The following is a 15,603-nucleotide window of genomic DNA, read 5'->3' as shown; positions in this document are numbered from 1 at the left end:
CCATGAACCTGACCGTGAAAACCTATTTCGACGCCTTCAACGCCGGTGATGTGGACGGCATGCTGGCCTGCCTGTCCGATGATGTGGCCCATCACGTGAACGAGGGCCAGATTCGCGTGGGCAAAGAGAAATTTGCCGCCTTCTGCGCCCATATGAACCGCTGCTATCGCGAGAATCTGACTGATATCGTGATTTTCGAGGCCGAAGGCGGCACACGCGCTGCCGCCGAATTCATCGTTAACGGCACCTATCTGGAAACCGATGAGGGCCTGCCCGACGCGCATGGTCAGACCTATCGCCTTCCGGCGGGTTCGTTCTTTGATCTTCAAAATGATAAGATTACCCGCGTGACCACCTTCTACAATCTTGCCGATTGGACCAAACAGGTCTCGAATGGCTGAAATCACCGATGTACGCCCCCTGACCGGAGCGGCGCTCGGGGCTGCGCTGGACGACGTTGCCCGTCTGCGGATCGAGGTATTCCGGGTCTGGCCCTATCTCTACGACGGTGATCTGGCCTATGAGCGCGAATATCTGCAATCCTACCGCGACAGCGACAAGGCCATCGTTGTCGGCGCTTTTGATGGCGACCGGCTGGTGGGTGCCTCAACCGGTGCCCCGCTGACCGATCACGCCGACGATTTCGCCGCCGCCTTCGCAAACACGGATCTGATCCTTTCCGAGATCTTCTATTGTGCTGAATCCGTGTTGTTGCCCGCCTACAGGGGGCAGGGTGTCGGGCATAAGTTCTTTGATCAGCGCGAGGCGCATGCCCGTGCTTTGGGTTTCACCAAATGCGCCTTCTGCAGCGTGCAACGTCCCGCTGATCACCCGATGCGGCCTGATGGCTACCGCCCGCTGAATACATTCTGGCGCGCCCGAGGCTACGCGCCTCTGCCCGGGGTGGTCGCGCAGTTCGCCTGGAAGGATGTGGGCGAGGACAGCGAAAGCCAAAAGCCGCTACAGTTCTGGATGCGGGATTTGTGACGGTTGGTGGGCGTAAGCCGCCCACTTGCCGTAATCTCACCACCCCATGCTATGCTAGTGCCCTGAACAGACCTAGCCCAGCAGCGCTTCGATCTTGGACAGCGTAGCGGTGTTGACGGCGACGCCGTGTTGCGCGGCTGTTTCGCGGCAGCTTCGGCGGCCGTCTCCGGGCAAATGCGCGCCTTCTTGGGTGTGAATGGCAGACACGAGTTGCGCGATACCTTCCGGGAAACCGCCGGATGCGGTTGCGTCTGGGTCGATAGCAATGAAGAACTGCCCTGTCTTGGGTGGGCCGCCCGCCGTTCCCGAAAAGGGTGAGGCGTGGATACCCAGCGTCGCCCCTGTCAGCGCGGCAGCCAGAATCTCGGTCAGAAGGGCCACGCCCACGCCTTTATAGCCACCCGATGGTGCCATGGAGCCTTTGAGCCCCACATTCGGATCGGTTGTCGGATTGCCATCGGCATCCAGCGCCCAGCCAATCGGGATCGGTTTGCCTTCGCGCGCATGCTTCATGACTTCGCTTTTGGCGATGGTGCTGGCGCTTTGGTCGATCAGCAGGGCGGGTTGGCCATCGTTTCCGGGGACCGCGATTGAGAATGGGTTGGTCCCGACCACGGGCTTGGCGCCGCCGGACGGAGCGATAGAGGCAGGTGCATTGGTGAAGCCAAGCCCCACAAGGCCCGACTGTGCCAACCGGAAGGTGTGATAGCCCAGAACGCCGCAATTATAACTGTTGCGGATCGCCAGAACCGCGACGCCTTGCGCGCGCGCCGCAGGGATCAGCGCCTCGAAACCTTTGTCAATCGCTGCATGGGCGAACCCGGTCGCTGCATCAACCGTCACCACGCCGGGGCGCGGCTGGGACAGTTGAGGCGTGGCTTGCCCATCCACCTTGCCACACTGAACATGCTCGGCGTAGATCGGGATATAGGCCAAGCCATGGCTTGCCACCCCGTCCGCCTCGGTCGCTGCGGTTGCAACAGCCAGGGGCCGGGCGTTCTCGGGGCTGGTGCCCGCAGCCACCAATGCGCGGAAAGACAAATCCTCGATTTCAGCAAGGGTGAGGGTACGGGTTTCGATCATGTCGGTCTCTCATTCAGTCGTTATCGGATAGGCCAGCCCCGGCCCCCAACAGGCGGGATTCTTCGGTCGCGGGCGCATAGGTGCGATGGGCAAATCGGTTGAGCGTATCCCAGCTTGCCGAATCCGGCGTCGCGCGGGTTGCTTGTGGTCGAGGGGTGGTGATCTGACCGCCCAGCGCGACTTCAACGCCATCAGAAAGCGCGGGCCAGTCCTGCCCGGCAGTGAGGCATCCACCGTCCGTTGTGGCCATGAACTGGCCGGTCGTAAGGGTGATCACCAAATTCTGAGCGCGGGCCGCAGACGCCGCGAAGGGCATCAGAAGGATCGGTGCCGCAAGGTTTCGGATACGTATCGGACCCGCGCGCAGCAGGTCAGATCGATCGGATAGTAAAGCGCCCGTGATGATCGGACAAAGCGCGCCCTGCCCGGCCCAATCCGCGTGCGCCGCGACCGGTCGATGGTCCCTGAGCGAGGCAGCCAGACCTTGTTCGAGCAGCTGCGCCAGGGATTTCGCGCCATCCATCCCTTGCGCACAGAGCCAGCGCGTGGCCTTGCCCGCCTCTTCCGCCAACCCCCAAGGGTAACCGGCCCCGCGCGTGGCGCGCTTGGCGGTGGCTTCGATCTCGTTCAGCGACACATTCACGGTGCAAGCTCCGGATAGACCCACATATCAGCGGTTCGGTTGTTCAGATCCTCGGGATACGGCGCGCCAGCATACATGCAGATGCGCACCCAACGATCCGAACGGGGGTCGAAATGGGTTGCACCAAAAAACGAGAGTTTGGCACGCAGCATGTCGATCGGCAGAACATCGGCGCTGATCGTGTTGTCGCGGATCTCGCCGTAGGGCGCGACGCGGCTCATTTGTGCGCGGCGAATTGTGTGGCGGTGTTCGGGATGCTCAAGCAGAAAATCGGCAACGGGTGCTGTTTCCGGCCATTGAGAAAGCAACTTGTGAGCCAGAGCGGCATCGCGCGCTGGTGCAAGCGGCTGTTCATAGTCTGCAATCGGCTCATCAAATCGCTCGCCCAGTCGCGGTTCGAGCTTTTCTTCCGACACATACCAGGCGCGCGCGCAGTGTTCGGGCGCGCTCCAGTCCAGATCCAGCGCCCAGCCAAAGCTGGCGCGGATCAGGTCACGCACCCCAGCAACGGGCATCGCGCCGTCTATCACATGCGCCGTCCGGCTGCTGTCTGCCATACAGCTGGTCAGCCCATCGACCAGATCGCCGTAGGGTTCCAGGATCAGCGAGGCCAGCAGTTCCTGCCCTTCCTCGCTCAGCGCATCCTGCGACCAGAGGATCAGCCGGTTCCACGGATAATTCCGGGTCAGGTCGGTTTGGTCCAGATACTCGGATATTGCGCCCAGATCGGTATTCAGCGCGGCCAGTTTCCCGATCTGAATGGGGTGTTCGGACCGCCACCACGAGGTCGAAAGCTTGCTGCGCTCAAACACATCGCGAAAGCAGGCCAATTCAGCCTCTGAGGCTGTTTCGACGGACCGGACACGGGCAATGGCCTCTTCCCGCACCATGATCCAGTTGTTGAACAGAACGGGATGGTTGACGATGAAGGGCGCCATGCCCAGCCCGGTCGAGTTGCCGATGCCCAGCCAGCGCGCGATGTCGGGGTCCAGCTCTGCCGTCTGGTCGCCGCCTTTGGCGCGGGCCATGTGCTGCACCAGATCACGCACGAAAGTTCGTGTCAGATAGACCGACAGCATCTCGGCCTGAAATGGCGCGCTGACCTCATCACGGTCTGCAATCTTCTCGCGATCCGCTGCGCCGAATTTGCCCGAGCCGTAAACGGCGGTGGTCCGCATCAAGTAGCCGACCTTGTAAATCTGTTCGAGATCGGGTTGCTGACCGGCAGCCAGACGGTCTACCACATGCGCCCACAGACGCACCGAACGGTTGGCACGCGACAGAGACAGTTCGTTTTCGCTCACCCGCCCGGCCTCTTGCAGGGGCACGTTCCGCGACAGGCGGTCGATGTCATCTTCAGTCGGGATACCGTCGAAAAGCGCGAAGGTCGCGTCCCAGGCTTCGGCAATCACGCGATCCGAGCGTTGCTCAGGCGGCAAATCATGGGCGAACGCCACCAGCGAATAGGCCCGTTCCGGGCCTTGCGCGGTATAGACCGCGTGGCCAACACCTTTGTCGTCAATCTGGAAGACCGCGCGCGTGAACGTCCAGTTCTCAGCCGCCATCCGGCGGGTCAGTTGCCGCATGAAGCTGAGGCGGCATTGATGCAGCGATCCCAATCGCGACAGGCGCATTACCAAGGCCGGGTCGCGGCGCGCGATATGAGGGCTTTGATCGGTCATGCGCTTTGGGGGCCGAAATTGTCGGTGAAGAAGCGATACCAGTTGCCACCCATGATCCCGGCGACCTCTTCGGTGTTCATGCCTGCGGCGCGCAGGCCGGATGCGATATTTCCAAAGTCGCGGTTGTCCTGAAACCAGCCCGGCATCGGCGGGAAACCGGGGGCCGAGGCCGAGCCTTCGCCGTAATCGATCTGTTTCGTCCAGCGTCCGACCCGCATCCATTCAACCACGCTGTCGGGCTGATCCTGACACAGGTCGGTGCCAATCCCCAGATGGTGGGCACCGTATTTCTCAGCCGTGCGGGCGATCATCTCACAGAAACTCTCCAACGTGCAGTCGGACTTGTCTTTCAGGTGATGAGGATAGACCGAAAAGCCGAGCATCCCACCGTTTTGTGTAACCGCACGGATCACGTCGTCGCGCTTGTTGCGCAACGCGGGTGACCATTCGTGCGGATTGGCGTGAGTGATAGCGATGGGACGCTCGGACAGTTCGGCGGCCTCGATGGTCGACCGGTCCGCCGAATGGCTCATGTCGACAACAAGACCTACACGGTTCATTTCTTTGATTACCTGCTTGCCCATGCGGGTGATACCGGTGTCTTCGGCCTCGTAACAGCCGGTCGCCAGCAGCGACTGGTTGTTATAGGTCAGCTGCATGAAGCGGGCACCCAGGTCATGCAGTATCTCGACCAACCCGATATCGTCCTCGATGGGGCTGGGGTTCTGGAACCCGAAGAACACAGCCGTCCGTCCGGATGCGCGCGCGGTGTCGATGTCGCTGGCCCAGCGGCCTTTCATGATCAGGTCGGGGTATTGTTCGAACCAACGGTTCCACTTTTCAAAATTCAGAACCGTTTCGCGGAAGCTTTCGTGATATGCGATGGTGACGTGGATCGCGTCCACGCCGCCTTCGCGCAGTTGGCGGAAAATCTTCTCCGACCAGTTGGCATATTGCAGCCCGTCAATCAGCATCAGACCGGGCCTGCGCTGATATAGGCGGTTTTGACGGTAGTGTAGAATTCCGCCGCCGCCTTGCCCTGTTCGCGCGGACCATAGGAGCTGTCGCCGCGTCCGCCAAAGGGCACGTGGTAGTCGGTGCCTGCGGTGGGCAGGTTCACCGTCACCACACCGGTGCGCGCGTTGCGGCGGAAATGAGTGGCCCGGGCCAGCGATTTGGTCACGATGCCTGAGGTCAGGCCGAAATTGGTGTCGTTGACCACGCTCAGCGCCTCGTCATAGTTGCCGACCTTGATGACGCTGGTCAGCGGCGCGAACATTTCCTCGCGGTTGATGCGCATTTCGTTATTGGTGTTCAGGAACACGCCCGGCGACATGTAGAACCCGTCATGCGGCATTTCCAGACGCTGACCGCCACAGGCCAGCTCGGCCCCTTCGGTTTTGCCCAGATCGACATAGGCGAGGTTTTCCTGCAACTGCTGCTGGCTGACAACGGGACCCATCTGAGTGCCCTCTTCCAGCGCATGCCCAACCTTCATCGCCTGCGCGCCTGCCACCAGTTTTTCGACAAACGCATCGTGGATACCCGCATGGACCACCAACCGCGATGAGGCTGTGCATTTCTGCCCTGTGCCACCGAATGCGCCGCCCAAGGCCAGCGTCACCGCCAAATCCAGATCGGCGTCGTCCATCACGGCCAGTGCGTTCTTGGACCCCATCTCCATCTGTACTTTGGTCAGGTTCTGAATGGCGGCGGCGGCGATGCCCTTGCCCACTGGCACGGAACCGGTGAAGGAAATTGCGTCGACCTTCGGGCTTTCGACCAGCCGTTGGCCGATGCTACGCCCAGACCCCATAACGAGGCTGAACAGACCCTTGGGGATATCCTGCCGCTCGATGATTTCGGTCAGAGCCACTGCCGAAGCCGGCGTAATGTTGGCAGGCTTCCAGACCACTGCGTTGCCATAGCAGAGAGCAGGTGCAATCTTCCACGACGCCGTCGCGGTGGGGAAGTTCCACGGGCTGATGATGGCGACCACGCCAACCGCTTCGCGCCGCACGTCAATCTCGATATCGGGACGGACGGAATCGGCGTTCTCGCCGATCTGGCGCAGGCATTCGGCGGCATAGTAGGTGAAGAACTGACCGGCGCGGAACACTTCGCCTTTGCCCTCGGCCAGCGGTTTGCCTTCTTCGCGGGCCAGCAGCGTGCCCAGCTCTTCGGCGCGGGCCATCAGTTCAGTGCCGATGGCGTTCAGCACAGCCTGTTTGCGCTCCAGCCCGTAAGCCGCCCACTCGGCCTGTGCGATACGCGCCTGATCCAGCGTCGCCTCAAGCTGATCGGCGCTGGCCTGAGCAAACATGCCGACCAGATCGCTCAGGTCCGATGGATTGCGGTTTTCAATTTCGCTTTCGCCCGCCAGCCATTCGCCAGCGATCAGGTTCAGTTTGGTCACGTTGCGCCCCAGAGTCAGAATTTGTTCTCCATAGGATGGATTCTTCGGGCGACATCAGTCAAACTCAAACAATTGAAGTTAAGTTCAGGAAAATTGAAATTTGACACTGAAGATCGAAATGCTGCGCTGTTTCTGTACCGTTGCCCAAACCGGCAATCTGGTCGAGGCTGCAGACCGGTTGGGCCGCACCCAATCGGCCCTGTCGATGACCCTGAAACAGCTTGAGGATCATCTGGGCAAGAAGCTGTTTGAAGGTGAACGTAAAAATCAACTCTCCGCACTGGGAGAGCAAGTGTTCGATCTGGCGCTGCAACAGGTTCGGCAGTTCGATCAGACAGTCCAGAATATCGAAGCTGCAGCCCATGCCGAGCAAGGCCTGATCCGCATCGTGTCGGTCCCGTCTGTCGGCGCGCTGATCTTTCCGAACCTTCTGGAGCATATGAGCAGACAGTACCCCGGTGTACAGATTGAGCTGCGCGACACCGACACCCAGCAGGTGCTGGACGCGCTGACCGGTGATCAGGCGGATATCGGCATCGCCTCGGGGCTGCATGCGTTGAACGGGGTCAAAGCCGTTCCCCTGTTCGAGGATGCATTTGGCCTTGTAGCGGCTTCGGATCATCCGCTGATCACACAAAAGACGCCGCCGACCATCGTGGATTTGCAGAATGCTCCCTTCATACGCAACGCGTTGTGTGACCTGATCCAGACTCCGGACTTTGCAGCCGTGGCCGAGACAGCCGAGGTCACCATCCACAACACCCATTCCCTGATCACGATGGTCCGGTCCGGAAGATGGATCACCGTCCTACCCAAGACGGTGACCGAGTTCCTGCCCTCGGAGGTCGCCTTCTGCCCCATCGCGAATCTGCACGACAAGCGGCAGGTCTATCTTTATCTTCGTGAGAGGACCCGCTTCCCCTCTCTGACAAGGGCCTGCAGTCAGTTTATCCTGTCGCACGGATTTTCCTGACCGGGAAACGTCAGACACCGCTCTGCACATTCTCTCGCCATGCTGTGAGCAAGGTTTATTGGGCAGAAACCAAGGGCAACCACATCTTTCTATCAGGCCCACAAGTGGTGTCAGAGATAGGAGAGATGATGAAAAAGTCCATCACGACATATCTGCCCGCACTCGTTGTTTTGCTGGCCGGGCAAGCTGTGGCTGCGCAGGAGATCGCGGTGCATGGCCCATCGGGATACAAGCGCGTCTCGGCATCGGATGCCGCTTTTCATGGCACGGCGGAGCCGCGTATTACGCGGTATCACACGCTTGCTGTGAACCCGGCGCAGGTTGACTTTCCGGTTGTGAAAATCAACGTGCACAAACCCAAGATCAAGCTGAAGATACACAAGAAACCCAAGGTGAAAATATACAAGCAGCCGAAGCAAAAGCAGCTGTATCATCACCCGGCATACAAGCGCCCTAATTATCGGCACCCGGCGTATAATCATCCCAGATACCGGGCGCAGAGGCTGCATCTGCGGTCCAGAGCCTATCGCGCGCCGCATTACCGCTATGCCCCCAAGCGGTATCGGCGGCACTAGCCGCCGCGCAGGCGTTGCATGAGATAGACTTCGCTGCCTTCGGGGATTGGTTCGGTCAAGCCACTGGCGATGACGCGCCCGTCTATGGCAATCGACACGCCCGCATCAATCGGGGCCTGAAGCTGCGGATGCGCGCGCACCAGTTCGCGCAGCAGCTCTCCGGTGGTTTTGGCCTCGACCTCGACCACCTCGCAACCCCCGGTCAGAGACCGGAGGCTGGACCAGAGGTGGACCTCAACCATTGTCCTTGAGCGCGGCCAGAATGCGCGGCGGGGACATCGGCAGTTGCTTCAGCCGCACGCCCGCTGCGTTGGACACAGCATTGGCGATTGCGGCCAGAGGTGGAACGATGCCGGTCTCGCCCACACCACGCACACCGAACGGGTGGCCGGGGTTGGGCACTTCGACGATCACCGTGTCGATCATCGGCAGGTCGCTGGCAACGGGGATGCGGTAGTCGAGGAAGATCGAGTTCTGCAGACGACCGTCGTCGCCATAGATATATTCCTCGTTCAGCGCCCAGCCGATGCCCTGCGCGGCTCCGCCCTGATACTGGCCTTCGACATAGGTCGGGTGGATCGCCTTGCCCGCATCCTGAATGACCGTGTAGCGGGTGATGCTGGTCTTGCCGGTTTCCGGATCAACCTCAGCGTCGACGATATGGGTGCCGAAGGATACACCCGCGCCTTCAGGCGTGGCCTCGAAATGGCCCGAGATCGGGCCGCCGGTCGCGCCCATATGGGCGGTGATATCGGCCAGCGGGCGAGGGTCGAAGTCACCGGCGTTGGGGCCTGAGGGCACAGCACAGCCGTTCTCCCACTTCACCGCATCAACCGGAATACCCCAGCTGGCTGCGGCACGGGCGCATAGCTGCTCGACCGCATGGCGGGCCGCCTTGATGGTCGCCAAGCCCGAGGCATAGGTCACGCGGCTGCCGTGGCTTACATCATTGTAACCCAGCGTTGCCGTATCGGCGACGGTCACGCGGATATTCTCGTAGGGAATACCCAGAACCTCGGCCGCCATCAGCGCCATTGACGCGCGCGAGCCGCCGATATCCGGCGTACCGACCATGACTTGGGCCGAGCCGTCCTCGGACAGGGCCAGAGAGACCGAGGTTTCGCCGCCATGGTTGAACCAGAATCCGCAGGAGATCCCGCGCCCCTGCCCCGGCTTCAGCGGGGCTGCGTAATGTGGATGCGCTTTCGCAGCTTCCAGCGTTTCGACTAGGCCGATGCGCTCATAGGTCGGGCCATAGCTGGCCTTGGTGCCCTCATGAGCCGCGTTTTTCAGACGCACATCCAACGGGTCGAGGCCCAGTTTGTTGCACAGCTCATCCAGAACGGATTCAACGGCAAACGCGCCCATCGGAGCGCCCGGTGCACGATAGGCGGCCTGTTTCGGGCGGTTGGCCATCACGTCATAGCCGACCTGACGCACATTGGTCAGGTTGTAGGGTGCAAAGGCGCACATGGCGGTCATGTCGCCGGGCGCACCCGGGAAGGCTCCACCTTGCAGGCGGAAAATGCCCTGAGCCGCCGTGATGGTGCCGTCTTTCTTCATGCCGATCTTGATATCCATCGACGCGGATGAGGTCGGACCCGTAGCGCGGAACACCTCGGACCGGGTCATCACCAGCTTGACCGGGCGGTTTGCCTTGCGGCTGAGCGCCAGCGCGACCGGCTCGATGAACACTGTGGTCTTGCCGCCAAAGCCGCCGCCGATCTCGGACGCGGTCACGCGCAATTGCGAAGTTTCGATCCCCAGCAGCGCGGCGCAGGTTTTCTGCGCGATCCAGTGACCTTGGGTGGTGCACCACAGCTCACCCTTGCCATCCATGCCCAAGGAGCCCATGCAGGCATGCGGTTCGATATAACCCTGATGGGTGGCCTCGGTGACAAAGCTGTCTTCGACGACCAGATCGGCCTCGGCAAATCCGGCTTCGACATCACCATGGCCGCTTTCGTGATAGCGCACTACGTTGGGGTGCATGCCCTCAGGCACAGAATAATCCGCCGCACCTTCGCGGATGACGGGTGCGTCGGGGGCCATCGCCTTGTCCACGTCGGTGACATGAGGCAGGACCTCATATTCGACCTCGATCAGCTTCAGCGCATCGCGTGCCGCCAGGGCCGATGTCGCTGCAACTGCCGCCACCGCGTGGCCGTCATAGAGCGCCTTTTCACCCGCCATGACGTTTTCCAGCACGTTCCAGAATTCGCCTTCAAGCCCCGGTTTGAACGGGACATCGGCGAAATCGGCGCGGGTCACGACGGCTTTGACATCCTTGTGGGCCTCGGCCTTGGAGGCGTCGATCTTCACGATCCGCGCATGCGCATGAGGCGAGCGCAGGATGGCGCCGTGCAGCATGCCGGGGGCCGAGATATCTGCACCGAACTTGGCGCGGCCCGTCACCTTGTCCAGACCGTCGGGGCGGTCAGGGCGGGTGCCGACAAAGGTGAAATCAGATTTGCGATCGTCCAGAGCCATTATGACGCCTCCCGCATTTCAGCCGCCGTATCCATCACGGCGCGAATGATCTTGTCATAGCCGGTGCAGCGGCAGAGGTTGCCTGCCAGCCAGTACCGGGTTTCCTCTTCGGTGGGGTTGGGGTTCTTTTCCAGCAGCGACTTGGCCGCCACCAGAATGCCCGGGGTGCAGATGCCGCATTGCAGGGCGGCGTATTCGATCATCTTCTTCTGCAGTGGGTGCAGCACGTCGCCGTCCGCGATTCCTTCAACCGTTTCGATCTGCTTGCCCTCGGCCTCGACGCCCAACATCAGGCACGAGCACACAAGACGGCCATCGACGCTGACCGAACACGCGCCGCAATCGCCGGTGCCACAGCCCTCTTTCGCGCCGGTCAGGTTCAGCTTGTCGCGCAGACAGTCCAGCAGGGTTTCGCGCGGGTCGCAGAGATATTCGACCGCGTCCCCGTTCACAGTGGTGGATACGTGGAACTTGCTCATGCTTGTTCTCCCTTCGCGCGGGCATAGGCGATTTTCGCGGCGCGTTTAGCCAGAACGCCAGCCACTTCGGTGCGGAACGCGATGGTGCCGCGTTTGTCATCGATGGGGTTGCAGGCAGCCGAGGCCGCTGCAGCGAGAGCGTCCAGCGCTGCATCGTCCAAGGTGCTGCCGATTATCGCTTTCGCACAGTCTTCGACCAGCAGTACGGTCGGCGCGACAGCGCCCAGCGAGACACGCGCCTCGGTGATGGTATCGCCATCCAGACGCACGTTAACGCCCACACCAACCACCGCGATATCCATCTCGGTGCGCGGGATAAAGCGCAGATAAGCATCACCGCCATTTTCTCCGCGCGCAGGAATGTTCACCGCCGAGATCAGTTCGCCTTTGGCCAGTGATGTCCTGCCCGGGCCGGTCGGAATGTCCTCAACCGCAACCTCGCGGGCGCCGTCCGGGCCGGTCACAGTGACCGTAACGCCCGCTGCAACCATCGCAGGCACCGAATCCGCCGCCGGGGAACCATTGCACAGGTTGCCCGTCAGAGTGGCCCGCCCCTGCACCTGAGTCGAACCGATCAGGTCCATCGCCTCGACCACACCCGGCCAGTCGCGCCCCAACTCGGCGTGTTCGCTCATCTCGGCACCGGTCGCGGCGACGCCCAGCGTCCAGCTGCCATCGGCATTGCAGGTAATTTCGCTAACGCCGTCGATCTTCTTGATGTCGATCAGCGTATCGGGCGTCACCAATTCCGAGCGCAACTGCACCAGCACATCGGTGCCGCCTGCCAGAAACCGAGTGATGCCCGTTGCATTTGCGGCCAGAGCCGACGCCTCGGCAAAGCTGGCGGGGCTGTGATAATCCATGAAAATACCTCGCACCTGTTGATCAGGATAGACTGGGGTTCGCCGGGGACGTTAGTCCAGCAAATCGGCGGCGTCCATGGCTGGATCGACCAATTTTTCTAATTCAAAATGTCGTTTTTTCACCAATGATCACAGATCGATCTCGATCACCCCGTCTGGTGCGGCTGCTCGGCTTTGGCATAGGATGATCGCGCCTTCTCTTTGTTTGTTGGACAGGACAAAGTCGCGATGTTCGATCTCGCCGGATATCACGCCGCATTTGCAGACACCGCAAATGCCGTCGGAGCACTTCACATCGACGTGGAAACCCGCTTCGTTCAACACCTGAGCAGCATCCTTGTCTGCCGGAACGGTCAGGTCCCGGCCCGATTTCGCCAGCCTCAGAGTGAACGGGTTATTTTCATATTCGGGCTGTTCGGGGACCGAGAAATACTCCAGATGCCGCGCTTCTTCGGGGAAACCCTGCGCCTCGGCAGCCTGTATAACACCGTCCATATAGCGGTCCGGGCCGCAGGTATAAACGTGCCAGCCGTCCTGATATCCGCCCAGAACAGCCTCCAGATCGGCGCGCGTGCCTTCATCCGAGAAATGATAGTGTACATGATCGGCCCATGGCATAGCTGCCAGATCGTCCAGATATCCGGCACCGGCGCGGGTGCTGGCGGAATAATGCAGCTCGAAGGGCTTGCCCAACCCGTACAGGCGATGGGCAAAGGCAATCATCGGCGTGATACCGATACCGCCGCCCATCAGGAAGGTTCTGGTCGCGGTCTCATCCAGCTCAAAGTGGTTGATCGGCTTCGAGATGAAGACCTTGCGCCCTTCATTGAAGATACGATGCAGCAAGGCCGAGCCTCCGCGCCCTTCATCCTCGCGCAGCACACCGATCTGGTAGATTGTGCGGTCCGAAGGGTCGCCCGACATCGAATATTGCCGCAGGAATTCAGGCGAGACCAGCACATCCAGATGCGCCCCAGCGGTCCATTGGGGCAAAGGCGCGCCGTCGAGGGTCGAGAATTCGTACTTGGTGACGTCCGCAGTCATCTTATCGACCTTGGTCAGTTCGACCCGCATCACCGGGGCGTCCCCGGCGACCTGATAGCGATGGATGACCGACATGTCGCCCGCCGCTTTGCGCGTCTTGTAGTCTTCGGCGGTGACCATCGCCTCATAGGCGGCAATCCCGGCTTCGCGGTCCATGTTGAACGGGTATGGCCAAGGATGCGGTGCCAAGGGCGCGGGGTAAACGGCGAGCGTCTGATCCTCGTATTTCAGATCGAGGTCTTTTTGCAGATCCCGCCGGTTCAAAGAATGCTGGGATGGGCGATAGGCCCCGTCGGGTTCCAGTTCGATGTCCCACCACCATTTCTTGATGTCATTTAGACCCCCGTTGCCGACGGCATCATCCAGTTTGGCCAAGGCAGGCGCGGCCTGCGGGATGTTCATCGCGGCCCATCGGAAGGGACGTTCCTTGAAGATCCCCTCCAGATTCCACGGGCAGGTTTTCATACAGCGCCCGCACATCGCGCCGCCCGGCGTGGTAATGCGATAAGTGGCGCATTTCTGGCTATCAGATTTCCAGATTTCATAGCCGTTGAACATCAGCTTCGGACCGGCGGTGATGGCACCCGAGGGGCATTCGCGGGCACATTTGTTGCAAGACTCGCAAAAGGTCTGCAGGCCGAAATCGATAGGTTTGTCATGCGCCATCGGCATGTCAGTGGTCACCACACCAGATTTCAGGCGTGGGCCGAGATAGGGGTTCAGGATGACTTCGCCGATCCGGCTGACCTCTCCCAATCCCGACAGCAGCAGCAGCGGCGGTTGCAGCACCTCACCATCCATCACCGTATGCGCTTTGGCCTTGTAGCCGAGATTGCGAATTTGCTGCGCGATCACGCCCCCGAGCAGCGAGAACCGCAGATAGGCGCGCATCGATTGGGCGACGCTGATCCAATCGTCACCACTGGCACCTTCCATCGTCTCATAGCCTTGATCGATGATCATGCTGATGGCCTGATCGTGGGGCGGAACGATCTCTTCCCCGGTGGCGTCGTGGGAATACCAGCTCCACTCGGGGCACCGGCTGAGGCCGACCGCATCGACCCCAAGGAAATAGGTCGCGGCCTTGATATTCTGGGCATTTCTTTCGGCATCTGTTGGCCGCGCCGCTTCGGCTCTGTCACCGTCCTGCAGCAGAACAAACGCGCCCAGCGCGCGACGTTGGGCAAAGCTGGGGGCGGATTTGCGCACGTAGTGCCCGCCCTTGGTCGCATCCTGCAGCGATTTACCCATGTCACCGAACTGGGCCCGTGCGAACATATCCGCGCGCTTGGGCACGCGGGCTACGTTTTCCTCGTCGATATAGGTGGTCGGAGTGTCGACCCGTTTGAGGTTCTCAAACGGATGCGCCCCGTCCACATAACGCCGCTTGGCATAGGCATCCCGGTTCAGCGCGTTCTTTGCAAAGCCCGCACCCAGCCACCAAGCGGGTCCTTGCGTGCGGAACCAAGGCTGGTCGGCCATCGGGCGCAGTGGGCGGTCATGCGCGATCTCCATCTCGGTGGTCACGGCGGCCAAACCGAACCGCTTGCCTAGCCACGGCACCACAACCGCGCCGTCCTCGACCGAGGCCAGTCCCGCCGCAACCGCCAGCTTGCCCAGATCGACCTCGGACGACATTGCCGTATGCGCACGCGCATCGAAGCCCAGCAGGCGGATGTAATTGGCAATGACCACCGCATTCTCGGTCGCCAGCAGGCACGCACGATGATCCTGCGCATCGCCGATCCAGTCTGTACCCGGCTCTGACGGCTCAGGGTCGCGGTTGAACTCATAGAGGAACACAATCGCATGACGATGAGAGTCGATGGGTTTCGGCGCGGCCTCCATGCTTTCTTTCAGGTCCGCCATGATCACGTCGATGCCCGAGGCAAGTGTCTTGGTCTGCCGCGTTTTGAGCGCATGGGCCAGCCGGTCGATATCCGGGTTGCGCCGCGGCTCAGCCAGCATCGCCTCCGCAGGCAGCGGCCCGCAGCCCATCATCGACGCATCATTGAAATAGCCGAATGCTTTCAGATGGTTGGCACGATCCACAGGGTTGGCAGGAATCTCCGAGGCAACCGGATTCACGAACCCATCCCGGATCGCGTCCATCATCGCCTGAAATTCGCACATCGCATTCACGATGCTTTCGGGCTGCTCGGGCCTGTGAAAGCTGAGTGCGCGCATCGGTTCGACCAGCGCCAGATCAGGCATCCGATCCTGCCGCGCCAGCCGTTCCAGCGGGAACGGACCCATGTGAACAGGTCTGTTCTTGTCCGAGAAAAAGCGGATCCCCATTGCGCGCCTCCTGCTTGCTGCCCACTCCCCTACCCCGGCATGGACACCAAAACCATTCATGAATAATCAT

General features: G+C 61.0%; 14 protein-coding genes. 4 read left to right on the top strand and 10 right to left on the bottom strand.

What is annotated here, in order from left to right; genetic code table 11:
• Positions 1-2: 2 nt before the first annotated feature.
• Both ACR0AZ_RS00565 and ACR0AZ_RS00560 read left to right on the top strand, forming a co-directional pair.
• The gene (locus ACR0AZ_RS00565) at positions 3-401 is read left to right on the top strand and encodes a ketosteroid isomerase-related protein (RefSeq protein ID WP_480656966.1); all 399 of its coding nucleotides are present in this window, start codon (positions 3-5) and stop codon (positions 399-401) included.
• Positions 394-987: a GNAT family N-acetyltransferase gene (locus ACR0AZ_RS00560; protein ID WP_480666520.1), complete on the top strand. Its 594-nt coding sequence runs from the start codon at positions 394-396 to the stop codon at positions 985-987. Before ACR0AZ_RS00565 ends, ACR0AZ_RS00560 begins: the two co-directional genes overlap by 8 nt.
• Before the next feature lie 72 nt (positions 988-1,059).
• Here ACR0AZ_RS00560 and ACR0AZ_RS00555 read toward each other — a convergent pair whose 3' ends face one another.
• From ACR0AZ_RS00555 to ACR0AZ_RS00535, 5 genes are read right to left on the bottom strand one after another with little or no spacing between them, the layout of a single operon-like run.
• Complete coding sequence (locus ACR0AZ_RS00555) at positions 1,060-2,070, bottom strand: Ldh family oxidoreductase (RefSeq protein WP_480468979.1); 1,011 nt, start codon at positions 2,068-2,070, stop codon at positions 1,060-1,062.
• 13 nt (positions 2,071-2,083) lie between these two features.
• Positions 2,084-2,713 (bottom strand): DUF3726 domain-containing protein, encoded by a 630-nt coding sequence (locus ACR0AZ_RS00550; RefSeq protein ID WP_480666519.1) that lies wholly within the window; start codon positions 2,711-2,713, stop codon positions 2,084-2,086.
• Complete coding sequence (locus ACR0AZ_RS00545; protein WP_480468977.1) at positions 2,710-4,395, bottom strand: hypothetical protein; 1,686 nt, start codon at positions 4,393-4,395, stop codon at positions 2,710-2,712. The genes ACR0AZ_RS00550 and ACR0AZ_RS00545 overlap by 4 nt, the downstream gene beginning before the upstream one ends.
• Entirely contained in the window at positions 4,392-5,369 is a 978-nt protein-coding gene (locus ACR0AZ_RS00540; protein ID WP_480666518.1) for a membrane dipeptidase, read from the bottom strand. Before ACR0AZ_RS00540 ends, ACR0AZ_RS00545 begins: the two co-directional genes overlap by 4 nt.
• Positions 5,369-6,811 carry an aldehyde dehydrogenase family protein gene (locus ACR0AZ_RS00535; RefSeq protein WP_480666517.1) on the bottom strand — a complete coding sequence of 481 codons (1,443 nt, stop codon included), beginning with the start codon at positions 6,809-6,811 and terminating at the stop codon, positions 5,369-5,371. Before ACR0AZ_RS00535 ends, ACR0AZ_RS00540 begins: the two co-directional genes overlap by 1 nt.
• Before the next feature lie 100 nt (positions 6,812-6,911).
• On the opposite strand from ACR0AZ_RS00535, the gene ACR0AZ_RS00530 reads away from it, so the two are divergent.
• Both ACR0AZ_RS00530 and ACR0AZ_RS00525 read left to right on the top strand, forming a co-directional pair.
• The gene (locus ACR0AZ_RS00530; RefSeq protein WP_480468974.1) at positions 6,912-7,784 is read left to right on the top strand and encodes a LysR family transcriptional regulator; all 873 of its coding nucleotides are present in this window, start codon (positions 6,912-6,914) and stop codon (positions 7,782-7,784) included.
• Between the two features lie 128 nt (positions 7,785-7,912).
• Positions 7,913-8,359 (top strand): hypothetical protein, encoded by a 447-nt coding sequence (locus ACR0AZ_RS00525; protein WP_480666516.1) that lies wholly within the window; start codon positions 7,913-7,915, stop codon positions 8,357-8,359.
• Here the strand turns inward: ACR0AZ_RS00525 and ACR0AZ_RS00520 are convergent.
• The 5 genes from ACR0AZ_RS00520 to ACR0AZ_RS00500 form a co-directional block, all read right to left on the bottom strand.
• A complete protein-coding gene (locus tag ACR0AZ_RS00520; RefSeq protein WP_480468972.1) occupies positions 8,356-8,601 on the bottom strand; it encodes a MoaD/ThiS family protein in 246 nt (81 codons plus the stop codon). The genes ACR0AZ_RS00525 and ACR0AZ_RS00520 overlap by 4 nt on opposite strands.
• On the bottom strand, positions 8,594-10,849 hold the full coding sequence (locus ACR0AZ_RS00515) for a xanthine dehydrogenase family protein molybdopterin-binding subunit (protein WP_480468971.1): 2,256 nt from the start codon (positions 10,847-10,849) through the stop codon (positions 8,594-8,596). Before ACR0AZ_RS00515 ends, ACR0AZ_RS00520 begins: the two co-directional genes overlap by 8 nt.
• Positions 10,849-11,328 (bottom strand): (2Fe-2S)-binding protein, encoded by a 480-nt coding sequence (locus ACR0AZ_RS00510; RefSeq protein ID WP_170408211.1) that lies wholly within the window; start codon positions 11,326-11,328, stop codon positions 10,849-10,851. The genes ACR0AZ_RS00515 and ACR0AZ_RS00510 overlap by 1 nt, the downstream gene beginning before the upstream one ends.
• On the bottom strand, positions 11,325-12,191 hold the full coding sequence (locus ACR0AZ_RS00505; protein ID WP_480666515.1) for an FAD binding domain-containing protein: 867 nt from the start codon (positions 12,189-12,191) through the stop codon (positions 11,325-11,327). Before ACR0AZ_RS00505 ends, ACR0AZ_RS00510 begins: the two co-directional genes overlap by 4 nt.
• Positions 12,192-12,320: 129 nt before the next feature.
• The gene (locus tag ACR0AZ_RS00500; protein WP_480666514.1) at positions 12,321-15,533 is read right to left on the bottom strand and encodes a reductive dehalogenase; all 3,213 of its coding nucleotides are present in this window, start codon (positions 15,531-15,533) and stop codon (positions 12,321-12,323) included.
• Between the last annotated feature and the right edge of the window lie 70 nt (positions 15,534-15,603).

This window comes from Ruegeria sp. BE3 (assembly GCF_056538865.1).
Note: the sequence above shows the minus strand (reverse complement) of the source record. Positions and strands in the feature narration are given on the sequence as shown.

Excerpts from the sequence above, each read along its gene's own strand:
- ACR0AZ_RS00565 (WP_480656966.1), top strand. The coding sequence starts at position 3 with ATGAACCTGACCGTGAAAACCTATTTCGACGCCTTCAACGCCGGTGAT.
- ACR0AZ_RS00560 (WP_480666520.1), top strand. The coding sequence starts at position 394 with ATGGCTGAAATCACCGATGTACGCCCCCTGACCGGAGCGGCGCTCGGG.
- ACR0AZ_RS00555 (WP_480468979.1), bottom strand. The coding sequence starts at position 2,070 with ATGATCGAAACCCGTACCCTCACCCTTGCTGAAATCGAGGATTTGTCT.
- ACR0AZ_RS00545 (WP_480468977.1), bottom strand. The coding sequence starts at position 4,395 with ATGACCGATCAAAGCCCTCATATCGCGCGCCGCGACCCGGCCTTGGTA.
- ACR0AZ_RS00540 (WP_480666518.1), bottom strand. The coding sequence starts at position 5,369 with ATGCTGATTGACGGGCTGCAATATGCCAACTGGTCGGAGAAGATTTTC.
- ACR0AZ_RS00525 (WP_480666516.1), top strand. The coding sequence starts at position 7,913 with ATGAAAAAGTCCATCACGACATATCTGCCCGCACTCGTTGTTTTGCTG.
- ACR0AZ_RS00520 (WP_480468972.1), bottom strand. The coding sequence starts at position 8,601 with ATGGTTGAGGTCCACCTCTGGTCCAGCCTCCGGTCTCTGACCGGGGGT.
- ACR0AZ_RS00515 (WP_480468971.1), bottom strand. The coding sequence starts at position 10,849 with ATGGCTCTGGACGATCGCAAATCTGATTTCACCTTTGTCGGCACCCGC.
- ACR0AZ_RS00510 (WP_170408211.1), bottom strand. The coding sequence starts at position 11,328 with ATGAGCAAGTTCCACGTATCCACCACTGTGAACGGGGACGCGGTCGAA.
- ACR0AZ_RS00505 (WP_480666515.1), bottom strand. The coding sequence starts at position 12,191 with ATGGATTATCACAGCCCCGCCAGCTTTGCCGAGGCGTCGGCTCTGGCC.
- ACR0AZ_RS00500 (WP_480666514.1), bottom strand. The coding sequence starts at position 15,533 with ATGGGGATCCGCTTTTTCTCGGACAAGAACAGACCTGTTCACATGGGT.